This is a genomic window from Ruegeria sp. CDSB086 (assembly GCF_059611065.1).
In genome coordinates, this window is sequence record NZ_JBXWOV010000006.1 from 112432 (window position 1) to 131966 (window position 19535).

At 55.2% G+C, this 19535-nt stretch carries 16 protein-coding genes; 5 read left to right on the forward strand and 11 right to left on the reverse strand.

Annotation, left to right across the window (positions count from 1 at the left end; all coding sequences use genetic code 11):
* Nucleotides 1–2 precede the first annotated feature (2 nt).
* The 6 genes from AC2FIO_RS13520 to AC2FIO_RS13545 form a co-directional block, all read right to left on the reverse strand.
* Nucleotides 3–1682 carry an ABC transporter ATP-binding protein gene (locus AC2FIO_RS13520; RefSeq protein ID WP_496698241.1) on the reverse strand — a complete coding sequence of 560 codons (1680 nt, stop codon included), beginning with the start codon at nucleotides 1680–1682 and terminating at the stop codon, nucleotides 3–5.
* Between the two features lie 5 nt (nucleotides 1683–1687).
* Nucleotides 1688–2770, reverse strand: a complete 1083-nt coding sequence (locus tag AC2FIO_RS13525; RefSeq protein ID WP_496698243.1) for an ABC transporter permease — start codon at nucleotides 2768–2770, stop codon at nucleotides 1688–1690.
* A 73-nt stretch (nucleotides 2771–2843) separates the two neighbouring features.
* The gene (locus AC2FIO_RS13530; RefSeq protein ID WP_496698245.1) at nucleotides 2844–4208 is read right to left on the reverse strand and encodes a CmpA/NrtA family ABC transporter substrate-binding protein; all 1365 of its coding nucleotides are present in this window, start codon (nucleotides 4206–4208) and stop codon (nucleotides 2844–2846) included.
* Nucleotides 4209–4478: 270 nt separating this feature from the next.
* Nucleotides 4479–5648 carry an ABC transporter substrate-binding protein gene (locus tag AC2FIO_RS13535; protein ID WP_496698247.1) on the reverse strand — a complete coding sequence of 390 codons (1170 nt, stop codon included), beginning with the start codon at nucleotides 5646–5648 and terminating at the stop codon, nucleotides 4479–4481.
* Complete coding sequence (locus tag AC2FIO_RS13540; RefSeq protein WP_282120623.1) at nucleotides 5645–6229, reverse strand: ANTAR domain-containing response regulator; 585 nt, start codon at nucleotides 6227–6229, stop codon at nucleotides 5645–5647. The genes AC2FIO_RS13535 and AC2FIO_RS13540 overlap by 4 nt, the downstream gene beginning before the upstream one ends.
* A gap of 370 nt (nucleotides 6230–6599) precedes the next feature.
* Complete coding sequence (locus tag AC2FIO_RS13545) at nucleotides 6600–7763, reverse strand: pyridoxal-phosphate-dependent aminotransferase family protein (RefSeq protein ID WP_496698250.1); 1164 nt, start codon at nucleotides 7761–7763, stop codon at nucleotides 6600–6602.
* A 191-nt stretch (nucleotides 7764–7954) separates the two neighbouring features.
* Here AC2FIO_RS13545 and AC2FIO_RS13550 point away from each other — a divergent pair, with 191 nt between their 5' ends.
* Both AC2FIO_RS13550 and AC2FIO_RS13555 read left to right on the forward strand, forming a co-directional pair.
* Complete coding sequence (locus AC2FIO_RS13550) at nucleotides 7955–10774, forward strand: FAD-binding and (Fe-S)-binding domain-containing protein (protein WP_496698252.1); 2820 nt, start codon at nucleotides 7955–7957, stop codon at nucleotides 10772–10774.
* Nucleotides 10775–10783: 9 nt separating this feature from the next.
* A complete protein-coding gene (locus tag AC2FIO_RS13555) occupies nucleotides 10784–11461 on the forward strand; it encodes a GntR family transcriptional regulator (protein ID WP_496698254.1) in 678 nt (225 codons plus the stop codon).
* A 42-nt stretch (nucleotides 11462–11503) separates the two neighbouring features.
* On the opposite strand, the gene AC2FIO_RS13560 is transcribed toward AC2FIO_RS13555, so the two are convergent.
* The 5 genes from AC2FIO_RS13560 to AC2FIO_RS13580 all read right to left on the reverse strand — a co-directional run bounded on the left by AC2FIO_RS13560 (nucleotide 11504) and on the right by AC2FIO_RS13580 (nucleotide 16121).
* Nucleotides 11504–12580, reverse strand: a complete 1077-nt coding sequence (locus AC2FIO_RS13560; protein WP_496698256.1) for an Ldh family oxidoreductase — start codon at nucleotides 12578–12580, stop codon at nucleotides 11504–11506.
* A complete protein-coding gene (locus tag AC2FIO_RS13565) occupies nucleotides 12570–13442 on the reverse strand; it encodes an ABC transporter permease (protein WP_496698258.1) in 873 nt (290 codons plus the stop codon). The genes AC2FIO_RS13560 and AC2FIO_RS13565 overlap by 11 nt, the downstream gene beginning before the upstream one ends.
* Nucleotides 13439–14248 (reverse strand): ABC transporter ATP-binding protein, encoded by an 810-nt coding sequence (locus AC2FIO_RS13570; protein ID WP_058275284.1) that lies wholly within the window; start codon nucleotides 14246–14248, stop codon nucleotides 13439–13441. The genes AC2FIO_RS13565 and AC2FIO_RS13570 overlap by 4 nt, the downstream gene beginning before the upstream one ends.
* Nucleotides 14245–15204: an ABC transporter substrate-binding protein gene (locus tag AC2FIO_RS13575; protein WP_234416594.1), complete on the reverse strand. Its 960-nt coding sequence runs from the start codon at nucleotides 15202–15204 to the stop codon at nucleotides 14245–14247. Before AC2FIO_RS13575 ends, AC2FIO_RS13570 begins: the two co-directional genes overlap by 4 nt.
* 125 nt (nucleotides 15205–15329) lie before the next feature.
* Nucleotides 15330–16121, reverse strand: a complete 792-nt coding sequence (locus AC2FIO_RS13580; protein ID WP_496698259.1) for a fumarylacetoacetate hydrolase family protein — start codon at nucleotides 16119–16121, stop codon at nucleotides 15330–15332.
* 268 nt (nucleotides 16122–16389) lie between these two features.
* Here AC2FIO_RS13580 and AC2FIO_RS13585 point away from each other — a divergent pair, with 268 nt between their 5' ends.
* The 3 genes from AC2FIO_RS13585 to AC2FIO_RS13595 all read left to right on the forward strand — a co-directional run bounded on the left by AC2FIO_RS13585 (nucleotide 16390) and on the right by AC2FIO_RS13595 (nucleotide 19534).
* Entirely contained in the window at nucleotides 16390–17070 is a 681-nt protein-coding gene (locus AC2FIO_RS13585; RefSeq protein ID WP_108859904.1) for a FadR/GntR family transcriptional regulator, read from the forward strand.
* A 187-nt stretch (nucleotides 17071–17257) separates the two neighbouring features.
* Nucleotides 17258–17941 carry a fumarylacetoacetate hydrolase family protein gene (locus AC2FIO_RS13590; protein ID WP_496698262.1) on the forward strand — a complete coding sequence of 228 codons (684 nt, stop codon included), beginning with the start codon at nucleotides 17258–17260 and terminating at the stop codon, nucleotides 17939–17941.
* Nucleotides 17942–17998: 57 nt separating this feature from the next.
* Nucleotides 17999–19534 (forward strand): acyl--CoA ligase, encoded by a 1536-nt coding sequence (locus AC2FIO_RS13595; RefSeq protein WP_496698597.1) that lies wholly within the window; start codon nucleotides 17999–18001, stop codon nucleotides 19532–19534.
* Nucleotide 19535 lies beyond the last annotated feature (1 nt).

The following is a 19535-nucleotide window of genomic DNA, read 5'->3' on the forward strand; positions in this document are numbered from 1 at the left end:
TTTCACTCCGCTGCAATCGCCTTAGGGGCGGGCGATTTCGGCTTGGCGCCGTGTTCGTATTCTTCAAGGAAATCGAGAACTTCCTGCCGGTAGGCGTAATAATCCGGGTGCTCCAACAGGGCCTTGCGAGTCCTTGGGCGCGGCAGGTCGACCTTGGTGATTTTACCGATGGTCGCCTGCGGACCGTTGGTCATCATCACTACGCGGTCGGCCAGCAGGATCGCCTCGTCCACATCATGGGTGACGCAGATCGCAGTCACCTTTGTGCGGGACCAGACCTCCATCAGAACTTCCTGCAATTCCCAGCGTGTGAGGCTGTCGAGCATCCCGAAAGGCTCATCCAACAGCAATAGTTTGGGCGACAGAGCAAAGGCGCGGGCGATACCGACACGCTGCTTCATCCCGTTCGACAGGTCAGAGGCAGATTTGTCCATCGCATCGGCCAGTCCGACGCGTTCCAGATAGTACTCCACCACGTCCTGCCGCTCGGCCAGGCTTGCATTGGGGTAGACCTTGTCGACACCAATCGCGACGTTTTCCTTGGCGGACAGCCAGGGGAACAGGTTTGGCGATTGGAACACTACAGCGCGTTCCGGGTCGGCGCCTTCGACGTGACGGCCATCTAACTTGATCGCGCCCTTGGAGATGTCATTAAGACCTGCGGCCATGGTCAGAACTGTGGACTTGCCGCAGCCGGAATGGCCGATCAGAGAGATGAACTCACCCTTGTCGATCTTCAGGTCAAAATCCTCGACCACGGTCAGAGGGCCTTTGGGCGTCGGATACACCTTGTGCAGCTGCGAGAAATCGAGGAAGCGGTTCTCAATCATCCCCTTTTGCGCCTCGGCCACCGCCGTTGGAACCCCGTGGATTGGGGTGACATCCGGCAGGGTACGAGTGCCTTCGACCTTGGCCTCGATCCCTACGTCCATCAGATATTTGGTGACGTCCGCCCGCAAGCGTTTGAACGTCTCATCGTTGTTCATGGCACCGCGTTCGCGCGGTCGCGGGATCGACACGTGGAACTCCTGCCCCAGCGTGCCATCTGGGTTCAGTGCAATGATCCGGTCGGCAAGAATGATTGCTTCATCGACGTCGTTGGTAATCAGCACGCAAGTCTTCTTGTCGGCTTCCCAGATGTGTTCGATCTCGTCCGCCAGATTGGCACGGGTCAAAGCGTCGAGCGCCGACAGAGGTTCATCCAGCAGCAATACCTCAGGGCTCATCGACAGCGCCCTCGCCACGTTGACCCGCTGGCGCATCCCGCCGGACAGTTCCGCCGGGCGGCGCGTCGCGGCATGGCTGAGGCCCACCATCTTGACGTAATGCGCGACTTTTTCGGCTTTCTCGGTCTTGCTGAGATCCGGGAAAACCGTATCAACCGCCAGCCCGACATTGCCGCCGACCGTCAGCCAAGGCATCAGCGAGTAGTTCTGGAAGATCACCCCGCGTTCCGGGCCGGGGCCCTTTATCGGAGCGCCTTTGAACGTGACCTCTCCGCTGGTCGGGCGATCCAGCCCGGCCATCAGGTTGATCAGGGTCGTCTTGCCGGTGCCTGAGAAACCAAGGATCACCAGAAACTCGCCCTCTTGCACGTCCAGATCGATGCCTTTCAGCACATCGGCGCGCGCAGTGCCTTCACCGAAGGATTTAGAGGTGTCCTTGAAGCTTAGAATGCTCATCGCGTTCACCGGTTATTCGTGAAGGTGAAAAGGGATTGCAGGGCATACATCACACGGTCCAGCAGGAAGCCGATGATGCCGATGGTAAAGACCGCAACCATGATCTTGGCCAATGAGCTGGAGGAACCGTTTTGGAACTCATCCCAGACAAACTTGCCCAGGCCGGGGTTCTGCGCCAGCATTTCCGCGGCGATCAGGACCATCCAGCCAACACCAAGCGACAGGCGCAGACCAGTGAAGATCAGCGGCAGGGCCGAAGGCAACACCAGTTTGGTGATCTTGGTATAGGTGTTCATTTTCAGAACCTTGGAGACGTTCACCAAATCCTTGTCGATAGATGCCACACCCAGCGCCGTGTTGATTAATGTGGGCCATAGCGAACACAAAGTTACGGTGATGGCGGAGATCAAAAAGGATTTCGCGAACCAGCCATCATTGGTGACGTAAACGGCCGAGACGATCATGGTCACAATCGGTAGCCACGCCAGTGGCGAGACCGGTTTGAATATCTGGATCAGCGGGTTCAGCGCGGCATTTGCCGTAGGCGAAAGACCTGCGGCGATGCCCAGCGGGACCGCAAGGGCAGTAGCGATCAGAAAGCCGAAAAACACAGTTTTGATCGAGGTCCAGATCTGTTGGTAGTAGGTCGGAGCCCCGGTGAAAGCGACGTCTTTCACCTTCTCCGGCTGGCCAGCATCAATAAACTTTTGATTGCGCGTGTCGACCATGGCTTCGAACTTGGCGCGTTTTGCCGCTTTAGCTTTGGCGTCCTCATTCAGGCTGACCATCTCCGCCCAAACCTGCGCTGGCCCGGGGACCGCGCCCAGCGAGGTCTGTACCTTGGGCGCCAGCGTGCCCCACAGAAGCAAAAAGGCGAAGATCGACAGCAACGGCACGATCAGCAAACGCCAAATCTCGGCCATCTGAGCGCGGGGATTGTCTCCGGCGGCGGCTTTCAGAACAGGCGTGGCCCAGCTGAGACCCAACACCTGGAACCATTTGTCGGCTGCATTGATGCGGGTGAAAAGGCGGGCGCGACGCTCCTGGCGTGCAGCGTCTGCGTTGAATTCGGGATCGACGGTCGTCATCTGATGTGTCCTTGCGATGGCGGGGCACTTGTGAAGCCCACGCCCGACCTTGGCCGGACGTGGAGCTGAGGAATTAGCCTTGAACGTCCGAGCCGACGATCTTCTGCTCGCCCTTCAGGCCAATGGACATGCTTTCGAGATAGGCGTTGGGTGTGCGGCCGTCATAGGCGATCCCGTCAATGATATCCTCGGCAGGCGTTGGTGCCTTGTAGCCGTCACTGTTCCAGGGGAAATCGGCCTCATCCGCCAGACCTTCGTCAACCAGCAGACGGGCGGCCTCCAGGTAGATTTTGGGCTTGTAGACCGACTTGGCCACTTCGTCATACCAACTGTCCGGCTTCGCATCGGCGATCTGACCCCAACGACGCATCTGGGTCAGGTACCAAACCGCGTCCGAATAGAACGGATAGGTCGCGTTGTAGCGGAAGAACACGTTGAAATCTGGAACCTCACGCTTGTCGCCTTTTTCATATTCGAAAGTGCCAGTCATCGAATTGGCGATCACGTCATAATCCGCGCCCACATATTCTGCGCGGCTCAGGATTTCGACCGCTTCGGGGCGGTTGGCGTTGTCATTTTCATCCAACCACTGTGCCGCGCGGATCAGGGCTTTGGTCACTGCCAGAGTGGTATTCGGATACTCCTCGGCAAACTCGGCTGTGATGCCAAAGACCTTCTCGGGGTTGTTCTTCCACAGTTCGTAATCGGTAATTACTGGAACGCCGATGCCCTTGAACACCGCTTGCTGGTTCCACGGCTCACCCACGCAGTAGCCATAGATCGTTCCGGCCTCCAACGTGGCTGGCATTTGCGGCGGAGGTGTCACCGAGAGGAACACATCCGCACCGATTTGACCGGTCACGTTGTCTGGGCTGTAGAACCCCGGATGCAGCCCACCAGCGGCCAGCCAATAGCGCAGTTCGTAATTGTGGGTCGAGACTGGGAAGACCATGCCCATGTTAAAGGGCTTGCCTTCAGATTTGTATTTCTCAACGACCGGAGCAAGCGCCTCTGCGCTGATAGGGTGTTGGGGACGACCATCCTCCATCACCGGGATGTTCGGCTTCATCTCTTCCCAAATCTCCTTGGACACGGTGATGCCGTTGCCGTTCAGGTCCATTGAGAAGGGCGTTACGATGTGCGCTTCGGTTCCGTATCCGATGGTGGCGGCCAAAGGCTGTCCGGCCAGCATGTGTGCGCCGTCAAGCTGCCCGTCGATCACGCCATCCAATAGGACCTTCCAATTGGCTTGTGCTTCCAGCGTCACGAACAGGCCTTCGTCCAGAAAGTACCCATTCTCGTAAGCGACAGCCAGCGGCGCCATATCGGTCAGTTTGATAAAGCCAAAAGTCAGCTCGTCTTTTTCCAGTTCCAGCTCGGCCAGTGCCGGAGACACAAGCGCCGTCGTTGCGACGAGGCCTAAAAGAAGCTTTTTCATCTCGATCCCTTTCGGTTCAGCCCAACCTCTTGGGCAAACAAAAAAGCCGCCGACACAGTCCGCCGGGAGGAGGTGGCGGATGGTCGAGCGGCTTTGCTCTTGTAAGGTGCCCTGGATAGTGGGCGAATTCCGTCGGTGGGCGTCGTTGCCTTCCGATGTCCCGATTAAGACATCCTTGATCTGGGCCGTCATCCGGTTTTGAGCGTCAAAGTGTGATTTTTCTGCGCTGCAGCGTGATTTGATGCTGCGCTGCAAAAATTTTGGGCACTCTCACCCCGTTGGCTCGAAAATGCGACGATCGAAGAAGACGTTCGGCGCCAGAATCAAGCTTCCGTTTGTCGAGGCTACGGTGGTCGACTCAGGAAGCGCCCCTTCCAGCTTTTCTGACGCTCCGGGGGTTTCGACACCCAGCCCGAACAACTCGCGCCGATAGAGATCGCTGCGAAAGACACGGGCGGCCTGACGTTCGGCTGTGCTGACATCGATCCCGTTCCGTTGCGCTAGGTGATGCGCGATCCACTTGGCCTGACTGCGCCATGGGAAGGTGGCAGCGCCATCAAAGAACTCGACAAACCCATCCACATGGCGTTGCTCGCCGCGCGCCGAGATTGTGAATTCGCCCATCAATGCACGGTCGATTAGTTCGGGTGAGACATTGAGGTAGGTTTTGCGCGATAGCATCTCGGACGCGGTTGTTCGGCTGTCCGTGTTTGAAAGCCAACGTCCCGCGCGCCAAACGGCCCGCATAAGGCTACCCAGCAAATGCGGCTCAGTTTCGGCCCAGTTGTTTCTAACCGCCAACACCTTTTCAGGTGCGCAGGTCCAGATTGCCTTACCGGGCAGCAGCAAGGCACCAACATTGTCATCCACGGCGAATGAGCCCCAAGGCTCGCCCACGCAGAAGGCATCGATCTCGCCACCTGCAAGCGCCTGCGCCATGAGAGGGGGCGGGACAGTGCGGATTTCGACCTGCTTCGAAGCCAGTTCGGTTCCCGCAACCCAATAGCGCAGCAGTTCAACATGCATCGAAAACGGAAAAGGCACTCCGAACACCAAAACCTCACCGGCAGCCTTTGCCAGTGCAGCCCCAGCCGCAACGGCATCAGTGAAATCGAAGTCATAGCCCTGATCGGTCAGACGCCCTGCCAATTGGGTTCCAACGCCTATGACGTTGCCATTCAGGGATAGGACAGACACTGCGGACAGCGGCGTCGAGATACCGCCCAAACCCAAGGCCATCGCAACGGGTACAGGTGACAGCAGATGCGCTGCGTCCACATGCCCAAAAGCCAGCATATCGCGCAGAGATGACCATGACGGGGCCGGTCGCAGATCCAGAGACACGCCTTCGGCATGGTCAAATCCCATCTCGCGCGCGACAATCAACGGGGCCGCGTCGACCAAAGGCATATAGGCGACAGGCAAGGTCACGGTTCTCATGACAACAAACCCGAGGCCGTGACCAGGGCTTCGGCCACTTCTGCAACCCGGCGGTTCTGGTTCATCGCTGTTTTGCGCAGCAGGGCGTAGGCCTCGTCTTCAGACACACCCTTGGCTTTCATCAACAACCCTTTGGCGCGATCAATCACTTTGCGTTCTTCCAACGCACGGCGGGTCTCGGCCAGTTCGGTCCTCATCTGGCGTAATACCTGAAACCGGGCGATGGCGGTATCGATCACAGGTTTGATGCGCTCGGCTTGCAGGCCATCGACTACATAGGCTGATACCCCTGCCTCAACGGCTGCTTTCGCCAATCCACCCGCAGCGCCCGAGACGAACATGGCCACCGGACGCTCCATCGGACCGGAGGCGACGGTCAACTCTTCCAGCATATCCCGCGATGGATTGTCTATGTCGATCAGAACGATGTCTGGGCTATGCATTGCAATTCTACGTGCCAGCCCGGAAACATTGCCGATTACAGAAACGTCTACGTCTCCAGACTCTTTTAAGGCATCCACAATTGCAAAGGCACGTTCTTGGTTCTGCTCGACGACAACGACAGTAAGGTGTTGTTTCATAGGCACCCAAGTGAGCCCAAGCTTCATCGATCGCAATTCCAAGGCCACTAAGCGTTTCATCAGGCTGCCAGTTTGCCTATTTTATCAGCATATTTTTACATGCAGCGGAATGTCTGCACAGTTTTTCTGCATGTTATCAAAGAAATCTGCTTTGAGCCCTGGCGTGGCGCATTGGATCGACTCTTTGAATTTTCATTTGGTCTAATCTTTGGTTTGGGAGGCCAAATGTACTTCCATCGACGATGCGAAATCGAAGGTCCACTTTGACAGCAAGAACCACGTGACTCCGCAATCGCAGCGAATGATCGCTTTCCGCCCAACTGCTGGAATTCGTGCGAGCGCTGATGAAAGTGTATCCGTCTATCCGGCGCTACGCAGCCTTGAGATGTTCCGAGGCAGCCTGAGTGCCGCCTCCGTGATGAGGCATACCGCTCTTGGCTAGCCCCATTTCTACGCCAGAAAGGGTGGCCATCAACATTAGGTCGTTGAAATCGCCCAAATGACCAATGCGGAACACCTTGTCGGCTACCTTGGACAGACCATTTCCTAGTGAGATGTCATAGTGCTCAAGCGCCGTAGCACGAAACGCATCGGCGGAGTGACCTTCTGGGACCTTAACCGCAGTCAAGACGCCCGATTCCTGACCTTGATGTGTGCACAAAACCTCAAGACCCCAGGCGCGCACGGCAGCCCGTGTCGCGGCTCCGTGTCGGGAGTGACGGGCAAAAACGTTGTCCAACCCTTCCTCGTGCAACATGTCTATGGCCTCATTTAATCCATAGAGAAGATTGGTGCCGGGGGTGTAGGGAAAGAACCCCTTCTGATTTGGTCCGACCATATCTTGCCAATCCCAGTAACTTCGCGGCGTGGTCACGGATTTTGAGTGTTTTAGCGCCCGATCGCTCACGGCGTTGAAGCTCAGACCAGGCGGTAACATCAGTCCTTTTTGCGAGCCGGAGACACACACATCTACCCCCCAGTCATCGAACCGAAAGTCAATCGACGCAAGGCCGGAGATGGAGTCCACGATTAGAAGTGCGGGGTGTTTTGCAGCGTCTATGGCCCTGCGCACTTCCTCAATTGATGAAACTGACCCGGTGGACGTTTCGTTGTGAACGACGCAAACCGCCTTGATGTCGTGCTGCTTGTCCGCACGTAGACGGTCTTCAATCTGATTGGGGTCCGCGCCGCCGCGCCAATCTCCTTCAATCAGCTCTGGTTGCAACCCTAGTTTACCAGCCAAGTTGCACCACATGAAGGCGAAATGCCCTGTTTCGAACATCAGAACTTTTTCGCCAGGCGAAACCGTGTTCACAAGTGCGGCTTCCCACGCACCGGTGCCGGATGAAGGATAGATAAAGACGTTCTGTTTTGTCCTGAAAATCGTCTTCATACCATTGAGGGCCTTATTCCCGACTTCTGCAAAATTGGGTCCTCGATGATCAATGGTCTGCGTGCTTATGGCTCTCAGGATTCGATCTGGCACAGCACTTGGCCCTGGAATCTGCAAAAAGTGTCTACCCGCCTGACGCATTTGAACTGATCCTTACGCTGGTGCCAAAAAAGTGGCGCTATTACCTATTGCAAAAGTTAATTATGAATTCATTATTCAGTCAACGATGAAGTGAAAGGTCTAATTAGGCTTACAGGGAAGGGAAGGCGAACCTGATGGTAGAGAATGGATCGTTGTACCGCCGACTGTTGTCTGATGTACGGGGGGAAGTGATGTCAGATCCGGCATCGCTTGCTCGATACTCGACCGATGCCTCAATCTATCAGATGATACCGGACGCTGTGGTGATCCCCCGGTCCACAGAAGATGTCCAAGCTGTAATGTCCATTGCGCGGGACGAAGGATGTTCGGTTCTGCCTCGCGGCGGCGGCACGTCGCAATGCGGGCAAACAGTCAATCAGGGTGTTGTGCTGGACAGCACAAAACACTTGAATCGTATTCTTGACGTAGACGTTGAGAAACGTATTGCGCGCGTTCAGCCCGGTGTTGTTCTGGATCAATTGAACCAAGCGTTGAAGCAGCATGGCCTTTGGTTTCCCGTGGATCCCTCAACAGCGTCTCGTTGCACTCTTGGGGGGATGGCGGCAAACAATTCTTCAGGTGGAAAATCTCTGCGATACGGGATCATGCGAGACAACGTCCGTGCGATAAACGCAATCATGGTTGACGGCCCGGAAGCGCGGTTCAGCGCTGATACGGCCGCATCAGGCGATTATGCGGATCTTGTTGGTGATATGCGCGCTCTTGGGCGTCGCGAGGCTGCTGAAATTGACGCTCGTTTTCCCAAAGTCCAACGCCGTGTGGGCGGGTACAATATCGACGCCCTCATCGGTAACGACATCAACATGTCCCATTTATTGGTGGGGTCAGAAGGCACATTGGCCTATTTCACAGAACTGGAATTAAGCTTGGCACAGTTGCCGGGTGCGAAAGTTACTGGTGTGTGCCATTTCCCGACATTCCGTGCTGCAATGGAGGCCACTCAGCACATCGTGACACTCAACCCCCTGGCGGTAGAGTTGGTCGACGACACCATGATTGCATTAGGGCGTGAAATCCCAATGTTTCGCGAAACGATAAATGCATTTGTTGAAGGCAATCCCGAAGCCCTGCTGCTGGTGGAATTCGCCGAGGGCAGCGCCGAGGCCAATGCTGCAAAACTAGTCGAGCTTTCGCAACTGATGGGAGATCTCGGGTTTGCTTTCAGCGGTGCGGAAAACCGGTGGGGCGGCGTTGTCTCTGTTACGGACAACTCTTTGCAGAATTCTATCGCCGAGTACCGAAAATCCGGGTTGAATGTCATGATGTCGATGAAAGAGGCGGGAAAACCAATCTCTTTTGTCGAAGATTGCGCTGTCCCGCTACCCGACCTCGCCGAATACACCGCTGGCCTGACCGAAATCTTTGCAAAACATGGCACAAAGGGAACATGGTACGCGCATGCCTCGGTGGGGTGTTTACACGTGCGACCTGTGCTGAACATGCGGCAGGACAAAGACGTCCGGACAATGAGGGCGATCGCTGAAGAAACATTTGATCTGGTCAAAAAATACAAAGGATCTCATTCAGGGGAACATGGTGACGGGATCGTAAGATCAGAATTTCATGAAAAGATGTTCGGTCAGCGTATCGTTTCTGCGTTTGAGCAGGTTAAGAACCGGTTTGATCCCGACGGAGTGATGAATCCCGGCAAGATCGTGAACGCGCCCGCCATGGATGACCGCCGACTGTTCCGCTACGGCCAGGACTATTCGGTTCCTGAATTCGAAACGACGCTGGACTGGTCTGCTTGGCCGGGTGCCGGAGGAGGGTTTCAGGGCGCCGTCGAGATGTGCAACAACAATGGTGCATGCCGCAAGCTCAAGGGTGGGGTTATGTGCCCATCTTTCCGAGCGACCCGAAACGAGCGTGATGTTACGCGTGGACGGGCAAATACGCTGCGGTTTGCGATCAGCGGGCAGATGCCGGGCGGTTTGTCGTCCGATGCCATGTTGGACACAATGAAGTACTGCGTGTCCTGCAAAGCTTGCGCTCGGGAATGTCCGACCGGCGTCGACATGGCGCGAATGAAAATCGAAGTAATGTCAGCAAAACGTAAAAAAGATGGGCTGACGTTGGCAGACAAATTGATAGCTTACCTGCCCCGATATGCGCCAAAAGCCGCGAAAGTCGCGTGGCTTGTGAATCTACGAAACAAAATTGCACCCTCGCGTAAGCTATTGGAGGGACCGACTGGTATTTCAGCGCGACGTGATCTGCCAGTGTGGTCTTCTGCTCCGTTCCGTGATGCCGAGGCTCAGGACAATGATCCGCAGGTGTTGCTGTTTGCCGACGTGTTCAACCGGTATTTCGAACCGGAAAATTTACGCGCCGCTGTCCGGGTTTTGCGGGCAAACGGACTTCGGGTGGCCGTGGCGCGAGACGATCAATCCGACAGGGCATTGGATTGCGGACGTACTCTTTTAGCTATGGGCTGCGTCGACGAAGCGCGTCACGAGGCACAACGCGTGATTGACGCGACGCGAGAGGCGGTTGCAAAAGGTGTTCCAGTAGTCGGGCTCGAACCTTCCTCTATCCTCACGTTCCGGGATGAGTTTTTGGCGCTTTGCCCGGGGCCGGAAACGGAGATGTTGTCGAATGCAACGCGTACCTTTGAGGAATTTCTGGCCGATCAGCCGGACTTGGCCCTGAAGCCGTTGGATCGCCCGATCTATGTGCATGGGCATTGCCACCAGAAAGCACACGATGCCGTCACACCGATGCTCAACCTTTTGAAGCGTATTCCGGAGGCACAGGTTCACATGATAGAAAGCGGTTGTTGCGGAATGGCCGGGGCTTTTGGGTATGCGCCCGACACTATCGATGTTTCGATAAAGATGGCACAACTTGACTTGTTCCCGGCGTTGGAAGCAGCACCTATAGATGCAGTTATCGTGGCCGATGGGACATCTTGCCGCCATCAAATCGCCGAAGGTACGCAGCGGAAGCCCATGCACGTCGCGCGCCTGTTGGATCTGGTTCTTGATGTTTAGGAAATGGAAATGAACCTGACGGACAGCATTAATCGCCCGACCCTTCATGAAGAACTGGTCGAAAGGCTGCGTAACCTGGTTGTCGAAGATGTGCTAAAGCCGGGTGAAAAAGTGCCCGAGAAGCAGCTTTGTGACTCGTTGGGGGTCTCGCGGACACCTTTGCGAGAAGCTTTAAAGGTGCTTGCATCAGAAGGCTTTGTGGTACTTCAAGCCAACCGGGGGGCCCGCGTCGCAAGTGTCACGCGAGAGGAATTGGAGAATACATTTCCAGTGCTTGCGACGCTTGAGCAACTGGCGGGAGAGTTGGCATGTCAGCACCTGGATTCCGCTGAAATTGAACTAATCGAACGTCGCCACGCCGATATGCTGAAAGCCTATAAGTCACATGACCGACAGGCATATTTTAAGGCCAATCAGGACATTCATCAGGCACTGATACGTGGCGCGCGAAACGATATCCTTGCGAGCCACCACAAGCTGTTGGCCGCACGGGTCCGCCGCGCACGTTTTATGGCCAACTTGTCGGACGAGCGCTGGGCGCAGGCCATTTACGAACACAAAGCCATGATGGAGTTACTCAGGGCCCGTAATGCAGATGGGCTTGGGAAATCCATGAAGCTTCACATGATGAACAAACTTTCTGCTCTTGTGAAAGCGCTGGAGGCAGAGGACGAGACACCTCGCTAAACCCTAGTAAAAAGCGCCTACCAGCTTCCCACGGATGCGCTGCTAGTCGGCGCTGAGACTAGGAAACAGAGGGGATAACCCACAGTCCTCAGCAAGTTTGTTGAGGTCTCGACAAAGAGCGGGATTCAGCCTCACACCGTCTTTGCGGCGGGCCTCTGCGGCAGCCGTTTTGCCGTCTCCGGGCAAGCGCACCGGGTCATGACCGGGCAGGGGGGCGGATGCGCGCATTTCAGAGAAGACGCGGGCTGCGTTAGAAGCAAAGTCATTGCCCATCCCAAAGGCTGCCGGATTGAGCGCCATAACGAACTGGCCGGTGTTTGTGGATGAAGTTGTGTCCGAGGTGAAATTGACCACATCGGAACCGAAGGCCGCGCGGTTTAAGACCCCGGCCATCAACCCGATAGCTACGGAAAGACCGAACCCTTTCGGACCCCCAATCGGCAACAGAAATCCTTCTGACTTGAGGGCGGGGTCCGTCAATGGATTTCCATCACGCCCAACCATCCAGCCTTCGGGCATAGGCTTGCCTTGCTGCAACAGGGTTTTGATCTTGCCCATCGCGGCTACGGTCGTCGCCATATCAAACACAAACGGGTCGGGACCATCGGCAGGGGCGGAAAAAGCAATGGGATTGGTGCCAAGAAGCAAATCGCTACCGCCATAAGGCGGGACGTGGTTCGCGCTGCCCACTGCCGCGGCCATACCAAGCAGCCCTGCCTCGGCTTGCGGACGTACATAAAGTGCGAGTGGTCCCGCGTGATTGCCGCGCCGAACACCAACCCACCCGATACCGGTCGCTTTTGCCTTTTCAATTGCAAGATCCCGCGCCGCCGACATAGCCAGATGGCCGAGGCCATCGTCTCCGTCGATCAAAGCGGTTGCGACAGTCTCATGTTCTACAGTTACTTTTGGCGTAGGATTGGAGCCACCTCCCGCCAGCCGGGCAAGGTACTGGCGCAGGCGAAAGACACCGTGCGTACCGTAGCCATAAATGTCGGCCTCGACCATCAACGAGGCCACCTTGTCCGCATCTGTTTTTGGCACACCTCGAGTTTCGAGCGCGGTCGCCACAAATTCACGCAGGGTGTGGCAGTCTATTTTCACAGGCTCAGAAGTCATCTCTTCCCACCTGTTCCTTGTGCCAGAACACCAATTTACGCTGTGTCCAAACCACCGACGCAAAAACCACCAGACCAACAAGGCTGAGATACAGGATCAACGAGAAGACGCGCGGCGTGTTGAGCTGCGAGGCCGCGACTCGGATAAGTTCGCCAAATCCCTTGCCACCGCCAAGGAATTCTCCTGTGATCGCACCAGCCATTACGCCGACTGCTCCGATCTTGAGACCGGTAAAAATCTGCGGCAGGCCAGTCGGCAGTTTCATCTTGAACAATGTCTGCATCCGACTTGCGCCCATTGTCTTGAAAAGCATACGCGCGTTTTCGTCGGCAGCGTGAAGCCCAGCCGCAGTACCAACCACGATTGGAAATGTCGCGATAAAGGCAGCAAGTGCGACCTTTGATTCAATACCAAAGCCTAACCACGCTACAAAGAGTGGGGCAAACGCCACCTTTGGCATGGTATCTATGGCCACCAGGTAAGGCATCACTGCCTTTTCACCAAATGCCGTTTCCCCCACTAATACGCCCAGCGAAAAACCGATCGCGATTGCCAGCGCAAAACCATAGATAACTTCTTTGATTGTGATCCACAGCGCCCCAAGCATGTAGCCGCCAGACAATAGATTTTGTCCCACGAAGATCATATCTTTTAGGGTTTCCATCGGTGTCGGCAAAATGATTGGGGAAACCAGCCCAAGGCTCGTGACACTTTGCCATGTGCCCACGAAAACCACGAAGACAAAGGTCATCGCCAGCCAGCGTGGAACCGAGTCGATAAAGTGAATTTTCTGTTCCCATACAGTGTCTTCTGCGGCGTCAGAATCCTTTAGGGAAGGTGAGTGGTTATGAACGTCGCTCACATTTCTTCTCCCTTATCCAGGAGGCTGCGAATGTAGTCTACAATAGCGCCAAACTTGGGCGTGGTCATCATATCCAACGTGCGTGGGCGTGGCAGGTCGACCTTCACGATCTCGGCAATCCTGCCCGGGCGTGGTTTCAACACGACGATTTCGTCGGACAAAATCACGGCTTCCTGAATAGAGTGCGTAACAAGAAAAGCAGTCGCATCCTGTTCATGGCAAATCCGCTGCAGTTCCATATTCATCATGTCGCGTGACAGCTCGTCCAGCGCGCTGAATGGTTCGTCTAACAAAAGCACAGCTGGTTCAGTGATCAACATACGGCAGATTGAGGCGCGCTGTGCCATGCCGCCCGACAATTCATTCGGGTATACGTTTTCGAATCCCTTCAAACCCACGATGTCCAAAAGTTCGTGAGCCTTGCCCATTGCTTGCTTGGCGGCTGCCTTGCCATCGCGGATCTCGATTGGCAACACGATGTTTTCCACGGCAGTTTTCCAGGGAAATAGTGTCGCCTGCTGGAACATCATACCAATGTCTCGCCGGGGACCGGTCACTGGCAGACCTTGTAGGATCACACGCCCTTTGGTGGGAGGGATCAGACCCGCCATGATCTTGAGCAGAGTGGATTTCCCGCACCCGCTGGACCCAATGACAGATGTGAAGCTTCCTTTCCGAAGCGTCAGATTAATGTCCTCAAGCGCAACAACAAGGTTGCGTGCATAGGTCTTGCTTAAATGGGTCAATTCGTAGACCGGCGTGCCCAAGGGCGCGCCGGAAAACTCTTGTGCGGCTGCAGCGTTCATTTGCTGGCGGCCTCGTTGCCAATGGCGGCAAACTCATTGGTCCAGGCGGCGCTCAAGTCATCAAGCGGTCCCGGAATTTCGCCCCCTGCGACAAGTGCGTCTTGCCATTCTTGCCAAACCTCGGCGGGGTACCATCCCAGACCATTGCTTGGATCCGCTGCTATGGTCTTCGAGCGTACGGCATCGAACAGCGCGGCCTGGAATTCTTTGTCTTCGCCTTCCTGCGGGTTGCCGTCCGCCAGATGCTTCAGTACAGCTTCACGGTTAGCGTCATCGAGAGCAAAGGCATGGCCACGTGCGAACGCGCGGCTCCAGGCCTCGACCAATTCGCGATCGTTGGCGATTGTGTCAGCCATTGTGGCGATACCGTTTCCGAAGAAACGCCCGAATTCCGCAGGCGTAATGTCACGCACCTTCATTCCGCGCTGGTTCAGGATTGCTGTATCTGCCGTCGAAGCAGAATAAGCGTCGATTTCACCATTCAGGAAAGCTGCAGTCGCAGGACCGCCGTCGCCAACAGTAAGAAATGTGAAATCCTCACCTTCTTTCATACCTGCACCGGTCAAGACGTTTCGTGCAAAACCCACTTCGGCACCGTCTGCGGTGCCGGTTCCGATGACCTTTCCGCGCAGTTCCTCAACGCTTTGGACTTCAGAGTCTTCCGGCACCGCGATGCCGAAGTTGCTGCGTGCAGCAACGTTGTAGATATGGACGGCATCCACATCGCGCGACCGCGCTGCAATCAGAGGCCCGGGTCCAGGGCGACCGAAATGCGCTTGCCCAGCAGACAACGCCTGAAGCACGGCGCCTGAGCCGTTGATAGCCTCGACGGTCACGTTCAATCCTTCATCTGCGAAGTACCCTTCTCCAATGGCGACAAACACAGGAAATGAGTTGATTGCCGAAGGGCTTGGTTGCACGAAGGTGATTTCACGCAAGTCTTGCGCAAAACCCATTGTTCCTAGTGCTCCTGCTACTGGAACAGCAGTAAGCAGGGACGCTGTGAAAGTCCTTCTGTTCATCATTGTAGTCTTCCTCCCTTGAATGTTGACGCCTCACAGCGATTGCTGCGTAGGAGCCATTATACGGCGCGCACTGTGTTCCTTAGCGTGCCGATTTCGGAAACCTCGCAAACTACGACGTCCCCGTTTTTCAAAAACTGCGGCGGTTCCATTGCGTATCCGACGCCTGATGGCGTACCTGTCGCAATGATGTCTCCCGGTTCTAGTGTCAGGCCTTCTGACAAGGATGCGATCAACGTTGGAATGTCGAATATCATGTCCGACGTCATCCCGTTTTGGCGCTGCTCACCGTTAACTGTCAGTCCGATCGACAGAGCCTGCGGATCGCTGATGGCATCGGCGGTCACGATATAGGGACCAATTGGGCAAGATCCATCAAGCCCTTTGCCTTTGAAGTACTGGCCGCCATGGCGGCGCTGTATGTCACGGGCGGTTATGTCATTCAGAATAGAATACCCAAAGACATGATTAAACGCATCTGCCTTGGTGATGTTACGCCCGCGCTTCCCTATCACGACTGCCAACTCGACTTCGTAGTCGATGGACTGCGACACCGAAGGGAAAAGTAGGATGTCGGCGTCTGGCGCAACGACCGAGGTCGGCGGCTTGGTAAAGAAAACCGGATGTTCGGTGATGCCGATTTTCTCTTTTTGTGCCCGTTCGCCTTCTGCGATGTGTTCAGCGTAGTTTCGGCCCACGCAGAAAACGTTCTTACGTGGCGTGGGAATGGGCGACAGAAGAGGCGCGTCTTCGGGGACGAGCAAGTCCTTGAGTTCGCCTGCCTCACCCGCGGCAACAACTGCACTCAACGCCTCCAGCGCGGTCTGACCGCCTTCGATAATCAGCTGCATTGTGCTTACATCAATAGACGTATCCGGCATGAGCATCTTAATCGCACGCGAAATATCCACCCTGCTTCCGTTAGCAAGCAATGCGACGCAAACGGCGTGGCTATCTACTGAAACAGTCGCTAAACGCACTCGGCTCTCCTCCTACATTCTGGCGCCCACTTAGGTCACCGATCTTGGCCGGCGACTCAGATTTGGTTGTCACTTGCCCTTGAGTTTTTGCCGACTTGGCGTTTCAATCAATCAACCAATCAGCAAATTGGGTGGCAATGTGAGTGAGCCTTCAGAACTTTCGCAACGTGTCCGGGACCTGATCGACAATGCGGGATACCGGCACAACGATAGACTTCCACCTGAAAGGGAACTGTGCCAATGGCTCGGCACAACCAGAAATCAGCTGAGGCGCGTATTGGCCGAACTAGAGGCGCAGGGCCTTATCTGGCGGCATGTGGGTCGAGGCACGTTCGTTGGTGCCCGACCGGTTCTAAATCTGACGGACGTGACCTATTTGGGTGCACAGATTAAGCCTGAACAGGTTGTGGGTGTTCGGTTTACCATCGAGCCGCAGCTTAGCCGCCTTGCCGCGCTTCATTCTACGCGTTCGGACCGCGAGCAAATGAGGCTCTGCGTTGAGAGGTGCCGAGCCGCAGAAGACTGGCGCACATATGAAGCATGGGACAATAATTTGCATCACGCGATAGCCCGGGCAACTCGTAACCAGCTTTTCCTGTACTTCTTCGAGACTCTGAATTCCGTTCGAAGGTCCATTGTGTGGGGACAACCTCGTAAAACCTATAAACCCCCCGATGATTATTCCAGCTTTCGAGAGCATGACTTAATCCTGTCGGCGATATCGAGTGGAGACGGAGAACAGGCGGCGCAGGCCATGTTGGCGCATCTGAGGTCCGTTTACTCCCGCGTGTTGCCAGCTAGTCTTGAGGCCGACCACTAAACTAGCGCCCGACCAATTTGGGAAATGGTTGGGCTAAGCAGCGGCTGAACCTCTTGCAAATCGACGGTCACATTGGCGATGACTGAGACAAGAGCTACGTCTTTTCGGGTGTGGCACAGCATCGATCGGAACAAGGCCACAGATTGGCAAACCGATCTTTGGCAACGATGTGTTCAGGAGGATAGCGATGCACGATCTTGTAATTCCCGCGGTGAAGGTTCACGAAATACCGGTAGAAGGCGGTGGCATATTCCCGGTACGTCGGGTTTATTGCATTGGTCGAAACTACGCGGCGCACGCCATAGAAATGGGCCACGATCCAAATCGTGAACCGCCATTTTTTTTCCAAAAGAACCCTGACAACCTCGATCCATCCGGAGAATTTCCATATCCGGCTCACAGCTCGGACGTACATCATGAAGCTGAAATGTATGTGGCGCTTAAATCCGGCGGCACGAAAATTTCTGTCGAAGATGCTCTGGATCACGTCTACGGCTACGGGCTTTCACTGGATATGACCCGACGAGATTTACAGGGCGAAATGAAGAAAATGGGTCGTCCTTGGGAAATCGGGAAGGCATTTGAGCGCTCAGCTCCATGTGGACCGGTGCACAAAGCAGAAGATGTTGGACCGCTCGACGAAGGCGCAATTCGCCTATCGGTGAACGGAGAAATTCGGCAGGAAGGTGATTTGAACCAGATGATCTGGAAAGTCCCTGAAATGATCTCTTACCTGAGCGATTACTTCGAACTTGCTGCCGGCGATATTATCCTGTCTGGCACGCCCTCTGGAGTTGGTCCAGTAAACCGCGGCGATGTATTGGTGCTGTCGGTCGACAAATTGGGTAGCCTAACTGTCAAGGTAACTTAGCACCCAGACCGAACCCTCTCCGCGAAATTGGCCAATGCTTTTGTAAACGGATCCCAGATGCCCCACTTAGTCGCCGAATTGATCGCACCCCATTCTGGCACAGCAAATGCTATAGGTGCCCCAGGTCGATCTTGGTTGAACTACCTCGGGCTGCGAGAGCTTTGCGCAAAGGTCAAAAAAGATCTCCATCAGATCGGAGTAGGTCGCGGCGACCGAGTGGCAATTGTGTTGCCCAATGGCCCCGAAATGGCGACGGCCTTCATATCCGTCGCCCAAGTGGCGACGACGGCACCTTTGAACCCGGCGTACACTTACGAAGAATACGTTTTCTACCTCAAGGATCTGAATGCCAAGGCCCTTCTCGTAAACGAAGACGAAGATGGACCTGCCGTAAAAGCTGCTAGGGACCTTGGCATTGTTATCTTGAGGGCATCTCAAGATCGCTTACTTTCGGCCGGTCAGTTTTCTATTTTGCCCTGTGACTCAATTGGCCCGGCTGACACATCCGCTCCGGGTAAAGACGATGTCGCCCTGATACTGCACACGTCAGGAACTACGTCGCGTCCCAAAATCGTTCCTCTGACGCAGGCTAATATCTACGCATCCGCGCGAAATGTGGCTTCATCTTTGAAACTGACAATCGACGATCGCTGTCTGAGTATTATGCCGCTGTTTCATATCCACGGGTTGATTGCGGCTGTTGCCGCGTCTTTAGGTGCTGGATCTCAAATTAGCTGCGCCCCCGGATTCAACGCTCTTAGCTTTTTCTCTCAAGTCGCTGAAGTCGACCCGACCTGGTACACCGCGGTTCCGACAATGCACCAAGCTATCCTCGCCCGAGCTGCACGAAACCAATCGATCATAGAGCAGTCGCGGTTGCGCTTTCTTCGGTCTTCTTCTGCTTCGTTGCCGGGCCCGGTAATGGAAGAGTTGGTGGCAACTTTTAATGCGCCCGTCATCGAAGCCTACGGCATGACTGAGGCGACACATCAAATGTGTTGCAACCCTCTTACTCCCCAAACGCAAAAACCCGGATCTGTTGGAATAGCAGCAGGCCCCGAAGTCAGAATTGCAGACGAAAACGAAAATAATCTGATCTCTTCGCGGGACGTCGGAGAAATCGTTATCAGCGGTCCGAACGTGACGCCGGGATACGAAAGCAACCCGCAGGCAAATGCCGCCAATTTCTTTGAAGTGGACGGAAAAACTTGGTTTCGCACTGGTGACCAGGGTTCATTCGACGAAGAGAATTATCTGCGACTGACCGGTCGACTTAAAGAGCTTATCAATCGCGGTGGAGAGAAAATCAGCCCACTTGAGGTTGACGCTGTACTCTTAAGCCACCCAGACGTTGCTCAGGCAGTTTGTTTTGCTGTTCCCCACGAAAAACTGGGTGAAGACATAGCGGCCGCTGTGGTGCTTTCAGAAGGCGCGACGATCCAAGGTCAGGAGGTCAGGGCTTTTGTTGGCGCGCGGCTCGCAAAATTCAAGGTGCCGAATTCAGTGGTTATTCTTGAAGAAATTCCAAAAGGCGCGACTGGCAAGATACAAAGGATCGGACTAGCTGCTAAATTGGGACTGGCAAAGGCTTAGA